Source organism: Brevundimonas sp. UBA6550, assembly GCF_002434505.1.
Taxonomy (GTDB): Bacteria; Pseudomonadota; Alphaproteobacteria; order Caulobacterales; family Caulobacteraceae; genus Brevundimonas.
Genome location: NZ_DJKE01000006.1, coordinates 217,149 through 233,537 on the forward strand (window position 1 = coordinate 217,149; position 16,389 = coordinate 233,537).

16 protein-coding genes are annotated in these 16,389 nt (G+C 67.3%); 2 read left to right on the forward strand and 14 right to left on the reverse strand.

The features are described 5' to 3' along the window. Window positions 1–41 precede the first annotated feature (41 nt). The 8 genes from B3Z70_RS07075 to B3Z70_RS07110 all read right to left on the reverse strand — a co-directional run bounded on the left by B3Z70_RS07075 (window position 42) and on the right by B3Z70_RS07110 (window position 8,304). Window positions 42–1,214, reverse strand: a complete 1,173-nt coding sequence (locus tag B3Z70_RS07075; protein ID WP_292045213.1) for a benzoate/H(+) symporter BenE family transporter — start codon at window positions 1,212–1,214, stop codon at window positions 42–44. Between the two features lie 94 nt (window positions 1,215–1,308). Next, a complete protein-coding gene (locus tag B3Z70_RS07080; protein ID WP_292045214.1) occupies window positions 1,309–2,130 on the reverse strand; it encodes an enoyl-ACP reductase FabI in 822 nt (273 codons plus the stop codon). A gap of 76 nt (window positions 2,131–2,206) precedes the next feature. After that, on the reverse strand, window positions 2,207–3,085 hold the full coding sequence (galU, locus tag B3Z70_RS07085) for a UTP--glucose-1-phosphate uridylyltransferase GalU (RefSeq protein ID WP_292045215.1): 879 nt from the start codon (window positions 3,083–3,085) through the stop codon (window positions 2,207–2,209). Between the two features lie 121 nt (window positions 3,086–3,206). Beyond that, complete coding sequence (locus tag B3Z70_RS07090) at window positions 3,207–4,277, reverse strand: substrate-binding domain-containing protein (RefSeq protein WP_292045216.1); 1,071 nt, start codon at window positions 4,275–4,277, stop codon at window positions 3,207–3,209. 80 nt (window positions 4,278–4,357) lie between these two features. Then, window positions 4,358–5,170: a phosphonate ABC transporter, permease protein PhnE gene (phnE, locus tag B3Z70_RS07095; RefSeq protein WP_292045217.1), complete on the reverse strand. Its 813-nt coding sequence runs from the start codon at window positions 5,168–5,170 to the stop codon at window positions 4,358–4,360. Beyond that, a complete protein-coding gene (phnD, locus tag B3Z70_RS07100; protein WP_292045219.1) occupies window positions 5,167–6,183 on the reverse strand; it encodes a phosphate/phosphite/phosphonate ABC transporter substrate-binding protein in 1,017 nt (338 codons plus the stop codon). The genes phnE and phnD overlap by 4 nt, the downstream gene beginning before the upstream one ends. Next, window positions 6,180–6,989, reverse strand: a complete 810-nt coding sequence (phnC, locus tag B3Z70_RS07105; RefSeq protein ID WP_248119368.1) for a phosphonate ABC transporter ATP-binding protein — start codon at window positions 6,987–6,989, stop codon at window positions 6,180–6,182. The genes phnD and phnC overlap by 4 nt, the downstream gene beginning before the upstream one ends. Before the next feature lie 91 nt (window positions 6,990–7,080). Then, window positions 7,081–8,304 carry a DUF2254 domain-containing protein gene (locus tag B3Z70_RS07110; RefSeq protein WP_292045222.1) on the reverse strand — a complete coding sequence of 408 codons (1,224 nt, stop codon included), beginning with the start codon at window positions 8,302–8,304 and terminating at the stop codon, window positions 7,081–7,083. A 242-nt stretch (window positions 8,305–8,546) separates the two neighbouring features. Here B3Z70_RS07110 and B3Z70_RS07115 point away from each other — a divergent pair, with 242 nt between their 5' ends. Together B3Z70_RS07115 and B3Z70_RS07120 are read left to right on the forward strand one after the other, a co-directional pair. Beyond that, window positions 8,547–9,812 carry a type III PLP-dependent enzyme gene (locus B3Z70_RS07115; protein ID WP_292019369.1) on the forward strand — a complete coding sequence of 422 codons (1,266 nt, stop codon included), beginning with the start codon at window positions 8,547–8,549 and terminating at the stop codon, window positions 9,810–9,812. Between the two features lie 214 nt (window positions 9,813–10,026). Beyond that, entirely contained in the window at window positions 10,027–11,079 is a 1,053-nt protein-coding gene (locus B3Z70_RS07120; protein WP_292045223.1) for a 1,9-bis(guanidino)-5-aza-nonane synthase, read from the forward strand. Here B3Z70_RS07120 and B3Z70_RS07125 read toward each other — a convergent pair whose 3' ends face one another. The 6 genes from B3Z70_RS07125 to B3Z70_RS07150 form a co-directional block, all read right to left on the reverse strand. After that, entirely contained in the window at window positions 11,080–11,496 is a 417-nt protein-coding gene (locus B3Z70_RS07125) for an endonuclease domain-containing protein (RefSeq protein WP_292045225.1), read from the reverse strand. It abuts the gene before it with no gap. Between the two features lie 67 nt (window positions 11,497–11,563). Next, window positions 11,564–12,679 (reverse strand): CobW family GTP-binding protein, encoded by a 1,116-nt coding sequence (locus B3Z70_RS07130; protein ID WP_292045226.1) that lies wholly within the window; start codon window positions 12,677–12,679, stop codon window positions 11,564–11,566. Window positions 12,680–12,723: 44 nt separating this feature from the next. Beyond that, window positions 12,724–12,948 (reverse strand): alkylphosphonate utilization protein, encoded by a 225-nt coding sequence (locus B3Z70_RS07135; protein ID WP_017506643.1) that lies wholly within the window; start codon window positions 12,946–12,948, stop codon window positions 12,724–12,726. Window positions 12,949–13,137: 189 nt separating this feature from the next. Next, window positions 13,138–15,180 (reverse strand): NAD(+) synthase, encoded by a 2,043-nt coding sequence (locus tag B3Z70_RS07140; RefSeq protein WP_292019360.1) that lies wholly within the window; start codon window positions 15,178–15,180, stop codon window positions 13,138–13,140. A 122-nt stretch (window positions 15,181–15,302) separates the two neighbouring features. Continuing rightward, window positions 15,303–16,070, reverse strand: a complete 768-nt coding sequence (gene map / locus B3Z70_RS07145) for a type I methionyl aminopeptidase (RefSeq protein ID WP_292045228.1) — start codon at window positions 16,068–16,070, stop codon at window positions 15,303–15,305. Further along, a complete protein-coding gene (locus tag B3Z70_RS07150; RefSeq protein ID WP_292019356.1) occupies window positions 16,067–16,279 on the reverse strand; it encodes a ParD-like family protein in 213 nt (70 codons plus the stop codon). Before B3Z70_RS07150 ends, map begins: the two co-directional genes overlap by 4 nt. Window positions 16,280–16,389 lie beyond the last annotated feature (110 nt).

Sequence of the window (16,389 nt, forward strand, 5' to 3'; positions counted from 1 at the left end):
AGCGCGAAGCGCGGTAGGCCACAGAAAGAAGCGACGCTGGGTCAGGACCTCGGTCTGACCCAGCGCATCGCCGCCAGGGCGGCGAACCCCACGACCAGTCCCCAGAAGGCCGCGCCGATCCCGAAAAGGGCCAGGCCCGAGCCGGTGGCCGCGAAGGTCAGGACGGCGGCCTCGCGCTCGTCCGGCTTGGCCAGCATGGCGCCCAGCGCCCCGGTCAGGGCCGCGATCAGGGCCAGGCCGGTGATGATGGCCAGAACCGCAGTCGGCATGGCGATGAACAGGCCCGCAAGCGGCGCTGCGAACAGGGCCACGACCACATAGAAGCCGCCGTAGATGACGCCCACGATCCACCGCCTCGCCGGATCGGGATGGGCGTCCGGCCCGGTGCATAGCGCGGCGGTGATGGCGGCCAAATTGACACCGTGCGCGCCGAAAGGGGCGGCGACCAGGCTGGTCAGGCCGGTGGCGAAGATCAGGCGGTTGGCGGGCGGCGCATAGCCCGCGGCCCTCAGCACCACCAGCCCCGGCAGGTTCTGCGAGGCCAGCGTCACCAGAAACAGCGGCAGACCCAGGCTGACGGCGACCTTCCAGTCAAAGGCGGGCATGACGGGCGTCAGACCGCCGAACAGGCCGGTCCCCGGCGGCAGGCCGATCTGGCCTCTGAACGCCAGAACGCCGAAGGCGACGACCAGCACGGCGGGCAGGGCCCAGGCGGGCCACAGCCGCCTTGCGACGATGAAGACCGCCAGCAGTCCGACCGCCAGCCCCATCTCGTCCGGCACGACCTTGAACAGCCTAAGCACGAAGGGCAGCAGCACCCCCGCCAGCATGGCCGAGGCGACCGAGGCCGGGATCTTCTGCGCCAGCCGCCCCAGCGCGGGAAGAAGGCCCGTCAGCACCATCAGGACGGCCGCAAACACGAAGGCCCCGATGGCGTTGGACCAGCCCAGCCCCAGCGTCGAGGCCGCCAGCAGGGCCGCGCCCGGCGTCGACCAGGCCAGCACGACCGGCATCCTGAACCGCCAGCTCAGCAGCATCCCCGGCAGGCCGATGCCCAGGCACAGGGCGGTCACCATCGAAACGATCTGGCTGGGACTGGCGCCCAGCGCCTGCCCTGCCTGAACCACCAGGGCGACCGTGCCGCCGAACCCGACGACGGTGGCCACGGCGGCGGCGGAGAAGCTGGCGGGGGGCGGAAGGTTGGACGCGCTCATGGCCACACGGATAAGCGGGGCCGTTGCGCCCCGAAAGCAAAAAAGGGCCGCCGGATCGCCCGGCGGCCCCCGATTGTTCACCGATCCGTTGGGATCAGCCCTCGAAATCTTCCGGCAGGCCCACGGCGTGGAAGCCCGCATCGACATGGACGACTTCGCCCGTGGTCGACCGGCCCAGGTCCGAGCAGAGCCACAGGGCCGCGCCCGCGACGCCCTCCATCGAGGTCTCTTCCTTGATCAGCGAGAACTGCGCCGACTTGGAGTGCAGGCCGCGTCCGCCCGAGATGCCCGCCAGCGACAGGGTGCGCATGGCGCCGGCCGAGATGGCGTTGACGCGGATGTTCTTTGGTCCCAGATCGCGCGCGATATAGCGGGTCGCGGCCTCCAGCGCGGCCTTGGCCACGCCCATGGTGTTGTAGTTCGGAATGACCCGCTCGGACCCCAGATAGGTCAGGGTGATCATCGATCCGCCGTTGGGCATCAGCTTGGCCGAGCGGCGCGCCACGTCCACGAAGCTGAAGGCCGAGATGTTCAGGGCCAGGAGGAAGCTGTCGCGCGTGGTGTTGTCCACGAAGCTGCCCTTCAGCTCGTCCTTGTTGGCGAAGGCGACCGAATGGACCACGAAGTCGATCGTGCCGAACTCTTTTTCCAGCTTGGCGAAGGCGTTGTCCATCGAGGCGTCGTCGGTGACGTCGGCCTGGATCAGCAGCTTGGCGCCGACGCTTTCGGCCAGCGGGCGCACGCGGCGCTCAAGCCCTTCGCCCAGATAGGTGAAGGCCAGTTCGGCGCCCTGGGCGGCCAGTTGCGAGGCGATGCCCCAGGCGATGGAGCTGGAGTTCGCGACCCCCATGATCAGGCCCTTCTTGCCCTTCATGAGGTCTCCGGTGGGCATGTCCCAGCCTTCGCTCGTCGCCATGATACGTCTCCTGATGATTTGCGGCAGGGTTAGCAGGGGCTGCGGCGAACCGGAACCCCCGCCGCCTTGCGTCGCGTCAGAGCAGCGCCGAAATCGCCGCGCGCGCGGCCTCGCCGAGGTCGGGACGTTTCAGCGCCAGGGCGACGTTGGCGCGCAGCAGGCCGATCTTGTCGCCGCAGTCGTGGGTCACGCCCGCATATTCGACGGCGGTGAAGGCCTGGGTCTGCATCAGTCGCGCCATGGCGTCGGTCAGCTGGATCTCGTTGCCCGCGCCCCGCTCCTGGGTCGCCAGGAGGTCGAAGATTTCCGGCTGCAGGATGTAGCGGCCCGCGATCGACAGGTTGGACGGCGCCGTGCCCGGCGCGGGCTTTTCGACCATCCCCTTCATGGCGATGCGATTGCCCTCGCGGGCGGCGGGATCGACGATGCCGTATCTGTGGGCCTGTTCGATATCGACCGATTCCACACCGATCAGATTGCCGCCCGTTTCGGCGTAGACTTCGACCAGTTGCTTCAGAGCGCCGGGCTTGCCGTCCACGATCACGTCGGGCAGGACGACGGCGAACGGCTCATGGCCGATGATGTCGCGCGCGCACCAGACGGCGTGGCCCAGGCCCTTGGGCTGCATCTGGCGGGTGAAGCTCATTTCGCCGGGACGCGCCAGTTCGGCGTTCATGGCCGCCAGGATCTCGGTCTTGCCCTTGGCCTCCAGCTGGGCCTCAAGCTCGATCTGGTGGTCGAAATAGTCCTCGATGGCTTCCTTGGAGCGGCCGGTCACGAAGACGATATGCTCGATCCCCGCCTCGCGCGCCTCCTCGACGATGTAGGACAGGATGGGGCGGTCGACGACGTTCAGCAGTTCCTTAGGCGTCGTCTTTGTGCCGGGAAGAACCCGCGTGCCGAGGCCGGCGACGGGGAATACGGCCTTGCGCAGGCGCGCGGGCGTGGAGGTCATAAATGAATCCTGACAGCTATGCCGCCCCTTCTAGGGCTTCATCCGCTTCAGTTGAAGCGCGTAGCGCTTCAAAGGGGCGGGCCGGCTAAAGAAGGGGCGGCGCGGCGGTCGGTTCCGACCTTTATTTGGCGGGACGCGCCATCGGGGTCATGGCGGCGATGGTCGCGCGCTGGGCCATAAGCTGATCTTCCGGCAGGGGGATCAGGCCGCGGTCGGCCAGATAGCCGCCCTTGCCGGCCGAACCTTCCGACAGGAACTCCTGCACGAACTGCTGCAGGCCGGGGATCACGCCGATGTGGGCCTTCTTCACATAGATGTAGAGGCTGCGCGACAGCGGATAGGCGCCGCTGGCGATGGTGTCGGCGGTGGGCGAGACGCCGTCGATGGTCTCGGCCTTCACCGTGTCCAGGTTCTGCTCCAGGAAGGAGTAGCCGAACACCCCCAGCGAGCCCGGCGTGCGGGTCAGGGTCTGGACGATGGCGTTGTCGTTCTCGCCGGAATCGATCCAGGCGCCGTCCTCGCGCAGGGTGTGGGCGATGGCTTCGAACCGGTCCTTGTCGCCTTCGATGGCCTTGACCCCCGGCACCAGCTTGGCGCCCGGCGTCATGCCCAGCTCCAGGAAGGCGTCGCGCGTGCCCGAGGTGGGCGGCGGGCCATAGACCTGGATGCGTTGGTTTGGCAGGCCGGCGTTGACCTGGTTCCAGGTCTTGGCCGGGTTGGCGACGAAGGTTCCGTTCGGGCCGGGCACTTCCTTGGCCAGACCTTCGTAAAGGTCGTTCAGTTCGAAGTTGAAGCCGTTGCCGTTCCGGGCGGTGGCGATGACGATGCCGTCGAAGCCGATCTTGATCTCGACGATGTCCTTGACGCCGTTCTTGGCGCACAGATCGAACTCGGACTGTTTCATCTGGCGCGACGCATTGGCGATGTCGGGGGTGTTGGGACCGACGCCCTGGCAGAAGGCCTGGATGCCGCCGCCGGTGCCCAGCGATTCGACGCGAGGCGCCGCGCCGCCGGACGTGCGGGCGAAGGTTTCGGCGACGCGCGTGGCGAACGGGAAGACGGTGGACGACCCCGCCGCCCAGATGCCGGACCGGGTTCCCGACGGCGAACCGCCCGCGCCGCCGCCGTCGCCGCAGGCCGCCAGGGCCATGAGGGCGGTCGCCGCCACGGCGTATTTCAGTGAACGGATCATCAGTCGCTCTCCCTGAGCCTCGATTTCGCGACGCTTAGACCAGAGGTTTGTGACGGTTTTTGTCGCCGTTCAGCGCCCCGTCACAGCAGGCGGCGACGCATGACCTGCGACAGGGTGTCGATCAGGGTCACGGCGACCACGACGACGATCACGATGGCCGAGACGGCGCGGAAATCGAAGGCGTTCATACTGTCGAACAGCACCTGGCCGATGCCGCCGGCGCCGATCAGGCCCAGCACCGTCGCCGAACGGCTGTTGGATTCGAAACGGTACAGCGCGAACGACGTCCACAGCGGCGCGACCTGCGGCAGCACGCCCCAGACGATCTCGTGCAGCTTGCCGGCGCCGGTGGCGCGCACGCCCTCGACCGGCCCCTTGTCGATGGATTCCACCGCTTCCGAGAACAGTTTGGCCAGCACGCCGGCCGTGTTCAGGGTGATGGCCAAAACGCCGGCCAGCGGCCCCAGGCCCACGGCCGTCACGAACAGCAGGCCGATCACCAGGTCCGGCACGGATCGCAGCAGGTTCATCACCCAGCGCACCGGCGTCACGATCCAGGCGGGGGCGATGTTGCGCGCCGCCGCCAGACCCAGCGGAATGCCCAGCAGGACGGCCAGGAAGGTGCCCCACAGGGCGATCTGGACCGTCTCCCACATCTTGGCGACGAACATCTTCCAGTCGGCGAAGTCGGGCCGCAGCAGGTCGTGGACGAACAGTTTGGTGCTGTCGTTGCCCGCGAACAGGCGCGAGATATTGCCCAGGTCCACCGCATCGATGCTGTAGAGCAGGACGGCCGCGACGCCGCCCCAGACCAGGATGTCGGCGACCCAGGCCAGGGTCGATTTCTTGGGCGCCGCCGGAATGGCCGGGGCGGGAGACGCAGTCGCGGTCAAGGACGGACCTCGCGCAGGCTGCGCAGGCGCTGCAGTTCGCGCTCGGCGGCGGCGATCCCGGCGGTGTCGTTCTTGGCGCGGGCCTCGCCCAGCTTCTGGTCGGCGATCATCTCGCGGATCGGGTCCAGATAGCTGTCGTCGGCGGCGGCGAAGCGCGAATACTCCAGGTCCGCCAGAATCTTGCGCTGGCGCTCGGCCTCGGCGCCTTCGCCCTGGCCATAGGTCAGGAAGAAGCTGCGGATCTTTTCCTTCAGCGCCGGGTCCAGGTCCTCGCGCACGACGATGCCGCTCTCGGGGATGGGCGGCGAGGTCCAGATGTCCTCGATCTGGGCGGCCAGCTGCGGGTTCTCCTTGCGCATGAACAGGGTGTTGACGCTGTTGGAGGTCGCCACGTCGATCACGCCGGTCGCCACGCCGAAGGCGTTGGCCTGGTGGTTGGCCGAGCGCACCGTCTTGAAGCACTGGCTGGGGACCACGCCGCGCGGATTGAACAGGAAGGTCAGCGGGGCCAGGGTGCCCGAGGTCGACTGGGCGTCGCCGATGCCGAAGTTGTACTGTTTGCCGCACGCCAGAACCTTGTCCAGCGTGATGCCTGAACCCTTCTTGACGATCAGGGTCGACTGATAGCTGTCCAGCCCCTCGCGGTTGACGGTGCGGGCGATGACCTCGGCCTTGGCGCGGTCGATGGCCTCGACCTCGGGCTTGGCGGAGAACCAGCCGACCTGGGTGTGGTTGCCGCGCATGGCCTCGACCAGAACCGTGTAGTTCGAGCCGAAATAGGGTTTCACCGGCACGCCGACGGCCTTGGACATGTCGTCCAGCAGCGGCTGCCACAGCGGGCCGGCCGAGGCCTGGCCTTCCGCCGACAGGATGGAGAAGGTCAGTTCCGTGGGCGCGCCGCCCGCGGTCTTCTTGTCATCGCCGCCGCCGCACGCGGCCAGGCCCAGGATCATCACGGCCGCGCCGGCCGCCGCCATCAGACGGCGGGTGGGGACAATACGGGACAGGCTCATGCCTTGGTCTCCCAGAATGCGTCCTCGAATTCGGGACCGTAGATTTCGATCAGGCGCTTTTGGTCCAGCGCCGTGGAGGGGCCGTCATAGACGATCTTGCCGCCCTGCAGCGCGATGACCCGGTCGCAGTAGCGGATGGCGTAGTCGACCTGGTGCAGGGTGACGATCACGCCCAGGCCGTCGCGCTTGTTCAGCTCGACCAGCAGCTCCATCACCTTGCGGGCCGACACCGGGTCCAGCGAGGCGACGGGTTCGTCGGCCAAAATGGCCTTGGCGCCCTGAACGATGGCGCGGGCGATGGCGCCGCGCTGCTGCTGGCCGCCCGACAAGGTATTGGCGCGCTGGGCGGCGTAGTCGCTGACGCCGACGCGGTGCAGGGCCGCCATGGCCTTGTCCTTGTCGGCCTGAGGCCACATGCCCAGAAGGCCCTGCCACGACGGCAGGCGCCCCAGGGCGCCCAGCATGACGTTGGAGAACAGGCTGAGGCGGCCGACCAGATTGAACTGCTGGAAGATCATGCCCAGCTTGCCGCGCGCCTTGCGCACCGCCCCGGTGACGCGGCCGTCCTTCTGCACCGTCTCGCCGAAGACCTGGATGGTCCCCTTGCCCGCGTCGATGGACTGAAGCCCGGTGATGGAGCGCAGCAGGGTGGATTTGCCCGACCCGGACGGTCCGATCAGGGCGACCATCTCGCCCGAGGCGACCGAAATCGAGACGCCGTCCAGCGCCTTTCGCGATCCGAAGGTCTTCGACACGTCACGCGCCTGGACTAGCCCGGGGGCGACGGCGGCTGCGGATGAACTCATGAACTCGCTAGGAGGCTGTGGCGAAGGGGCGCCGCATGACGCGACGAAGGCGTTTGGGCAAGTCCTAATCGCACGGCGCGAGGGATTTCGTCTAGCCCGCGCTTGTCCGGGCCTGGGCGCCGCAGCGCCGCAGCCGCTCGGCGTCGGCGACATTGGCGAAGTCCGCGTCCTGCATCAGCCGCGCGTCCATGACCGAGGCCGCTTGCGCCAGGACCGGGTGGGCCGACAGGGAGGCCAGCGCCTTGCGCAGCCTGACCGCGCTGGTCAGGTCGTGGGCGCCGTGACGCACCACGGGGCCGAAGATGTCGTCCAGCAGATCGTGCGCCGACAAGGGTTCGGCCAGCACGCGGTCGCAGGGCGGCCGATCCTCCGGCGCCGCCTCGGCCCACAGATCCAGAAGCCGCACCCCCGAGCCGATCACCCCGACCACGGTGCCGATGTCGTTGACGGCGGCCGACAGGGCCTTGTCCGCGACCTCGCCCAGCACGATCAATCCATACCGGGGGTCCTGGTCGAACGACCGCTCTCGCCCCAGGGTAAAGGCGGTCTGCACCGCATCGGGGTCTATGGCGTCCTGGCTCAGCCGCGCCAGGGGTTCGCCCCGCATCACGAAGGCGCCGGGCCGGGCGATCACCTGGATGCGCCCCTCGGCCCGCTCGGCCGCCGCCTGCAGCCGCTGGATGTCCACGTTCAGCACATAGCCGGTCTGGGGCGCCGCGATGATCGGCCCGTGGTCCAGCACGCCGGCCGACGCGCCCATGCGCGGCCGCTTCGCCTCGGTCATCAGGGCGGTCAAGGTCTCGGCCTCGACCCGCTCGACCGTATGGCTCAGGCGCGCCAGTCGCGTCAGGCGGCTGACCCAGGTCAGCAGGCGAAAGGCGACCAGGGCCACCACCACCAGGCTGAACAGGAAGATGATCGCCCGGCCGCCCGGCCCGTAATACTGCGCATTGATCGCCGTCACCCCGACGATGGCGTAGAGAAAGGCCCCGACAAAGGTGGCCAGGGCCTTCTGGGTGCTTTCGTCGCCTGTGATCAGGGCGGCGGCGCGCGGCGTCGCGGCGCTGGAGACGCTGGTGTAGGCGGTGACCATGGCCCCCAGCGAGAATGTCGCCACGGCCAGCAGGCTGGACGCCAGTATGGTCAGCACCGCCTCGACGGAATCCCCGCCGAACCGCTCGGCCAGGACCGGCGGCGCGAACGGCGCGCCCCAGGCTCCGGCCAGGGCCGCGACCACGCCGAGCGCCGCATACAGGCTGGCCCGCCACCACAGCTGTCGCGACATCCGTCGAAATGCGAATATCCAACGGTTCATTCTTGCCTCCCCAGATGTGAGCAACGCGCAAAGGCCAAGGTTGCCGCAGTCTGCGGCATTAGGGGGTGCGCGGACAATTGTGACAGTCGACCTCGGGCCAAACCCAGGCCCTGCCATGAAATTACCGCTTTACATGACAGTCCACAGCCCCCATATCGCGCTCTCCGGCGGACCCCGTAGGTCTAACCGTTACGCGCTGCTAACGCCGGTCTGGGTTAACAATTAGCAGGGGGCTACGTGAATTGCGCACGTATCAACTTCCCCTGGACCTGGTCCGTGAGCGGCCTCCTGAACGTCCCGTCGCACTCGTGCGGCCGCGTTCGGTATCCGTAGCGGCGCGCTGGTTCCAGGATAATCTGAAAGCCGACGTCTTCTATGCTGTGAAGGCCAACCCCTCGCGCTGGGTCATCGAGACCCTGATCGAGGCCGGCGTTCGCGCCTTCGACGTGGCGTCCGTCGCCGAGATCGAACTGGTCCGTTCGGTCAGCCATGACGTGCGTCTGGCCTTCATGCATCCGGTAAAGAGCCGGTCTGCGATCACCAAGGCCTATTTCGACCACGGCGTCCGCACCTTCTCGCTGGACTGCGTGGAAGAGCTGAACAAGATCCTCGACGCCACCGGCGGCGCCGACGACCTGAACCTGATCGTTCGCATGGCCGTTTCGGCCGACGGCGCCGCCTACACCCTGTCGGGCAAGTTCGGCGTGTCGTCGGATCAGGCCCCCGCCCTGCTGCTGGCCACCCGCCAGGCGGTCAAGGAAGGGCTGATGGGCGTCAGCTTCCACGTCGGTTCGCAATGCATGCGCCCGACCGCCTATCAGGCGGCCATGGCCCAGGTCGGCCGGTCGATCAGCCGCGCGGGCGTGATCGTCGACATCGTCGATGTCGGCGGCGGCTTCCCGTCCGTCTATCCGGGCATGGTCCCGCCGGACATGAGCGAATACGCCGACGCCATCCATCGCGGCTTCAACGAGATGCCGGTGTCGGAAACGACCGAGCTGTGGTGCGAGCCCGGCCGGGCGCTGGTCGCCGAAAGCTCGTCGATCCTGGCCCGGGTCGATCTGCGCAAGGGCGACGCCCTTTATCTGAACGACGGCTCCTACGGTTCGCTGTTCGACGCGACCCACTCGCGCTGGCCCTTCCCGACCAAGCTGGTCCGGGACGGCGAAGCGTCGGGCGAGTTGAAGGCGTTCCAGTTCTACGGCCCGACCTGCGACAGCATCGACCATATGCCGGGCCCGTTCTGGCTGCCGGCCGATGTGCGCGAAGGCGACTTCATCGAGATCGGAATGCTGGGCGCTTACGGCGTCGCCATGTCGACCGGCTTCAACGGCTATGGCGAACACGACATCGCCGCGGTCGAGGACGCCCCGATGGCCTCGCTCTACGGCCTGGCCCCGCGCTCCATCCCCACCGTGCGCACCACGGCGGAAGAGAACGCGCGCAAGGTCGTGCGCCTGTCACGTCCCAAGGGTAAGGCCGGTCAGCGCAAGTCGCGCCGGAAGTAGGGCGCCCGCACCTCGTATCCGTCATTCTCGGGCTCGACCCGAGGATCGGCCGCTGTGCGTTTCCCTTGCGGGGAGGGCGCGGCGGAACCTCCGACCCTCGGATCAAGTCCGAGGGTGACGGCTGAAGGTTGGGCGTTTATCGGTGCTGTCGGTCGCTCCGTCCCGGCATGTCTGTGTGTTCGACGGGCGCTCAAATCACAGGGAAACCGCCGAAATGAACGCACCCATATCGTCCAACACCAAGGCCCAGCTGCTGCAGAAAGTCGTCGAGCATGTCGACATCACGTCCTTTGATGCGCGTCCGATCATCGATAGCATGCGCAAGATGTCCTTTTCGTCGCGCGACACCGCCCGCGCCGCCGACATCTTCTCGATGGCGATCGAGGACGCGGACTGCTCGCCCTGGCTGATCCTGGCCGGTTCGACCTCGGCGGGCGGCTGCATGGACGTCTATCGCGACATGGTGAAGTTCGGCATGGCCGACGCCGTGGTCGCCACCGGCGCCTCCATCGTGGACATGGATTTCTTCGAGGCCCTGGGCTTCAAACACTATCAGGCCGCCGGTCAGGTGGACGACAACGTCCTGCGCGACAACTACATCGACCGCATCTACGACACCTATATCGACGAGGAAGAGCTCCAGGCCTGCGACCACACCATCCTGGAGATCGCCAACCGGCTGGAGCCGCGCGGCTATTCCAGCCGCGAGTTCATCTGGGAAATGGGCAAGTGGCTGAGCGAGGGCAACGCCAAGAAGCCCGGCTCCCTGATCCAGACCGCCTATGAAGAGGGCGTGCCGATCTTCTGCCCGGCCTTTGTGGACTCGTCCGCCGGCTTCGGCCTGGTCAAGCACCAGAAGGAGCGCGCCGCCGCCGGCCAGCCCTATCTGATGCTGGACGCCATCGCCGACTTCCGCGAACTGACCGACATCAAGATCGCAGCGGGCGTCACCGGCCTGTTCATGGTCGGCGGCGGGGTGCCCAAGAATTTCGCCCAGGACACGGTCGTCTGCGCCGAAATCTTGGGCGTCGAGGCCGAGATGCACCGCTATGCGGTCCAGATCACCGTCGCCGACGTCCGCGACGGCGCCTGCTCGTCCTCGACGCTGAAAGAGGCGGCCTCCTGGGGCAAGGTCCAGACCACACACGAACAGATGGTCTTCGCCGAAGCCACCACTGTCGTCCCCCTGATCGGCTCCGACGCCTACCACCGCGGCGCCTGGAAGGCCCGCGAGAAGCGCCGCTGGAACAAGCTGTTCGGGAAGTAATCAATCGTCGCATGCCTTCTCCCCTCGGGGGAGAAGGTGGCCGGCGGAGCCGGTCGGATGAGGGGGCTGTATCCGCGCCCTCGCATGCTGGCGTATGGCCTCGGTCACGACCGCCGGATTCGTTGAAAACTCGGCGTTCCTGAATCGCATGACGGTATAGCCCGCGACGCGAAGCCGCTCGTCCCGCACGGCGTCGCGCGCCTCGTGCAGATCATGCACCCCGCCATCCAGTTCGATGATCAGCCTGATCTCATGACAGGCGAAGTCGGCGATCGCGCCAGCAACCGGCGCCTGCCGCCTGAACTTCAAACCACCCAGTTGCCGATTTCGCAGCATCGACCACAGGATCGCTTCCGCGCCTGTCATGTCGGCGCGAAGGCGGCGGGACTGTCGGGTTCTTGGCGGCGACTGCCACATCTGCGTCTGACAGCCCCCTCATCCGACCCTACGGGCCACCTTCTCCCCCGAGGGGAGAAGGGTCAACTCAGGCGGCGCAGGCCTCGAACCCAGCCTTCAACGCCGCCTCGTCCAGGTCACGGCCGATGAAGACGGCGCGGCTCCAGCGGCGTTCGGCGGCGCCCCATTCGCGTTGCAGGTCGCCTTCCAGGATCATGTGAACGGCCTGGAAGACCAGGCGGCGGTCCTCGCCCTTCACGTCGATGATGCCCTTGGCGCGCAGGATGTTCTGGCCCTGCTCGCCCAGCAACCGGTCCAACCAGGCGGTGAACTTGGCGCCGTCCAGCGGGCGGTCCAGCGACAGGGAGATCCCCTTGATGTCGTCCTGGTGCGCGTGGCCCCGCGCGCCGTGATCATGATGGTGGTGGTCATGCCCGTGGTCGTGGTCATGATGGTGGTGATCGTGGCCGCAATGTTCGTCGTGCACATGGCCGTCCGCGCCATGCGGCGGGTTCACGAAGTCCGGCTTGACCTCCAGAATTCGCTCCAGATCGAAGGCGTGCAGGCCCAGCACCTGATCCAGCGGCACGTTCGACCGTTCGGCCCGCACGATGGGCGCCAGCGGATTCAGCGCCCGCAACCGCGCCTCGACCGCCTCCAGTTCGTCCGCCGTGGCCAGATCGACCTTGTTCAGGATGATGCGGTCGGCGAAGGCCACCTGTTCGCGCGCCTCTTTGGAGTCGTCCAATCGCGCCATCACGTGTTTGGCGTCGACCAGGGTCGTGACGCTGTCCAACTGGGTCTTGGCCTTGACGTCCTCGTCGACGAAGAAGGTCTGGGCCACCGGACCAGGGTCGGCCAGGCCGGTGGTTTCCACGATGATGGCGTCGAAGGCGGGTTTGCCGGGGCGCTGGCGCTTCATCAGGCCCGCGACCACGCGGATCAGGTCGCCGCGCACCGTGCAGCAGACGCAGCCGTTGTTCATTTCGAACACGTCCTCGTCGGCCCCGACCACCAGGTCGTTGTCGATGCCGATCTCGCCGAACTCGTTGACGATCACGGCGTAGCGCTTGCCATGATCCTCGGTCAGGATGCGGTTCAGCAGCGTCGTCTTGCCCGCCCCCAGATAGCCGGTCAGGACGGTGACGGGGATCTTGCCGTTCGTTGCGGCGGTCGAGGTCGGGGCGGCGAAGGTGTCGGTCATAGGCCGCTAGATGGCGGCTGACATCACGCTTGGGAAGAGGGGCTTCAAGCCTTCTTGACGAACTCGGTGCGCAGGACCAGGCCGCGCACCTTTTCGACATTAGCCTCGATCTCGTCGGGATCGCCGGTCAGGCGGATGTTCTTGACCAGGGTCCCGCGCTTCAGCGTCACCCCGCCCGATCCCTTGACCTTCAGGTCCTTGATCAGGGTCACGCTGTCGCCATCGGCCAGGATGTTGCCGTTGGAGTCTTTGGTCACGTCGTCGGTCATGGTGGGGGTTCTAGCGGCTCGACTTGCTTTCGTCATCCTCCGGCAAGCCGCTTGCGGCGCAGACCGGGGGACCCAGCGGCGCCGAAGGCGATGCGTCGGCTTCACGGATGTCAGCGAGTCCGCGACAGGTTCGCGCTCGCGCGCCGCTGGGTCCCCCGGTCGCTTCGCGCCGGAGGATGACGAAAGAGATCAGTCCGGCACGTTTGCCTCAAGCTCATCCAGCCACACCCGCGCCGAACCATCCGACGGCGCCCGCCAATCGCCGCGCGGCGACAGCGACCCGCCGGTCACCACCTTTGGCCCGTTCGGCAGGGCCGAGCGCTTGAACTGGGCCGTCTGGAAGAAGCGGATCAGGAACTTCCGCAGCCAGCCCTTGATGGTGGCCAGGTCGTATTCGACCTTCTCGTCCTCCGGCGTGTTCGCCGGCCATTCGCCCGCGCCCGCATCGCCCCAGGCCTGGTGCGCCAGGAAGGCGACCTTGGATGGGTTCATCCCGAACCGGCTGAGGTAGAACAGAAAGAAGTCGTTCAGCGCATAGGGGCCGACCGTCCCCTCGGTCGACTGGATCACCCCGTCCTTGGCCGGCACCAGTTCGGGCGAAATCTCGGTGTCCAGAATGGCGTGCAGCGTCTCGCGCGCCTCGCCGCCGATCAGATCGCCCGCCGCCACCCAGCGGATCAGGTGGCGGATCAGCGTCTTGGCCACCCCGCCATTGACGTTGTAGTGGCTCATATGGTCGCCGACGCCATAGGTGGCCCAGCCCAGCGCCAGTTCCGACAGGTCGCCGGTCCCCAGCACGAACGCCTTGTTCTGGTTCGCCAGCCGGAACAGATAGTCGGTCCTAAGGCCCGCCTGCACGTTCTCGAAGGTGATGTCGTGAACCGGCCGACCCTCGGCGTAAGGGTGGCCGATGTCCTTGAACATCTGTTCGGCGGCGGGGCGGATGTCGATCTCGGCCCCTGTGACGCCCAGCGCGGTCATCAGCGCCCAGGCGTTGGACTTGGTCCCGTCCGAGGTCGCGAACCCCGGCATCGTATAGGCCAGGATGCCGGTCCTCGGCAGGTCCAGCCGGTCGAAGGCGCGACAGGCGACCAGCAGGGCCTGGGTCGAATCCAGCCCCCCCGACACCCCGATCACCAGCGACCTGGCGCCCGTCGCCGTCATCCGGCGCATCAGCCCCTGCACCTGAATGTTGAACGCCTCGTAGCAGTCCTGATCCAGCCGCCCGGCGTCGTCCGGCACGAAGGGAAAGCGATCCAGCGGCCGGATCAGGTCGCTGGCCTCATGATCCTCGCGCGCCAGGAAGGGCACGACGGTGGCCGCCTCGCCCTCGTTCCGGGCGCATTCGGAAAAGGTGCCGTTCCGCAGCCGATCCAGCCCGATCCGGTCCACGTCCACATCGGCGAGGGTCAGGTGGCTGTCCAGGGCGAACCGCTCGCCCTCGGCCAGTTTCGACCCCAGTTCATGGATCGTCGCCTGCCCGTCCCAGGCCAGGTCGGTGGTGCTCTCGCCCCAGCCCGAGGCGGCGAAGACATAGGCCGACAGGGTGCGGGCCGAATGGCTGGCGCTCAGCATCGACCGCTCGTCCGCCTTGCCGATGACGATGTTGGACGCCGACAGGTTCAGCAGGATGCGCGCCCCCGCCAGTGCGGCCCGCGTGGACGGGGGCAACGGCGCCCAATAGTCCTCGCAGATTTCGACGGCGAAAACGAAGCCCGGCCGGTTCGCTGCCTCGAAGATCAGGCCCGGCGCGAAATCCACCGTCTCGCCGTTCAGCCGGACCACGTCCTCGGTCCGCGCCGTCGCCGGGGCGAACCAGCGTTTCTCGTAATATTCGCGGTAGTTGGGCAGATAGGTCTTTGGCACGACGCCCAGCACCTCGCCCCCGCCCATCACCACGGCGCAGTTGAACAGGGCGTCTCCGCTGCGGATCGGCGCCCCGACCACGGCGACCAGATCGGCGCCGGCCGTCGCCTCGGCCAGGACCGCGATCTGCCGCTCCACCTCCTCCAGCAGGGCCGCCTGCATATGAAGGTCGTCGATCGCATAGGCCGACAGCGACATCTCGGGAAAGACCATCAGGTCCACGCCCTGTTCGCCCGCCTGGCGGATCAGCGCCAGATGCTCGCCCGCGTTCGCCTTCGGATCCCCGACGTGCGCCACGGGCGTCGCCGCCGCCACGCGCACGAACCCGTGGGTCTTGGGCGAGAAGAAGGAAGAAGCATCGGTCATCGGATCGTCCTGCGCCGGGCCTGGCCGGTCCCTGACCCTCATATAGGCGCGAAAGATGAAGGGACGGAATCGCCTTCGCCAAGGCGAGGCGAGGCGCAAAGCGAAACGAAGGACTATCTCGCCTAACGCCCCGGCGTCTCGTCCGGCCTCAGGGTCAGCACGCGCACGCCGTCCCTTGTCACCGCCACCGTATGCTCGAACTGGGCCGACAGTTTTCCGTCCGAGGTGACCACGGTCCAGCCGTCGTCCTCGGTCAGGACCGTGCGGACGCCCTGGTTCAGCATCGGCTCGATGGTGAAGGTCATGCCTTCGCGCAGGACGACGCCCGTTCCCGCCCGGCCGAAATGCAGGACCTGCGGCTCCTCGTGCATCTCGCGGCCGATGCCGTGCCCGCAATAGTCGCGCACGACGGAGTAGCCCGCCTGTCTGGCGTGGCGTTCGATGGCGAAGCCGATGTCGCCCAGGCGCGCGCCCGGCCGCACGGCGCGAATGCCCTTCCACATCGCCTCGTAGGTGGTGCGGACCAGGCGGCGCGCCTGCGGCCCCACCGATCCGATCAGATAGGTCTTGGAGGAATCGGCGATGAAACCGTCCTTCTCCAGGGTGGTGTCCAGATTGACGATGTCGCCGCTCTTCAGCACGTCGTCGGCCGAGGGCACGCCGTGGCAGACGACCTGGTTGATCGAACTGTTCAGCACGAAGCCATAGCCGTACTGGCCCTTGCTGGCCGGACGCGCCTTCAAGACATCGACAATGAAGGTCTCGACCCGCGCGTCGATCTCCAGCGTCGTCATCCCCTCCAGCGCCATTGCGTCCAGATGGGTGAAGACCGAGGCCAGCAGCCGGCCCGAGGCGGCCATCAGCTCGATCTCCTGCGGCGTCTTGGTCACGCCGCTGCGCCCGTCGTCGTCGGCGCGGCGACGCCCGCCGCCTTCAGCTCGCGCGCGACCAACTCCTGAAACGTCAGGCCGGGGTTCGTCTCGCCCAACATGCCGATCCTGATCCAGAAGGCCGCCTGGGCGTTGATGGAGCGATAGGAGGCCTTGGCGGCCCGACGCAGCTGCTCGTGCAGTTCGTCCTCGATGTTGACGATGCCCATGTCTGGTCCCGACTATATGAAACGTATTCGAAGCATATATTCTGTCGGCGATCCGCCGCAAGCGCGTCTTTTTGCGAATGCGGATGACGTCCGCCTTCGCCCCCGCTAAA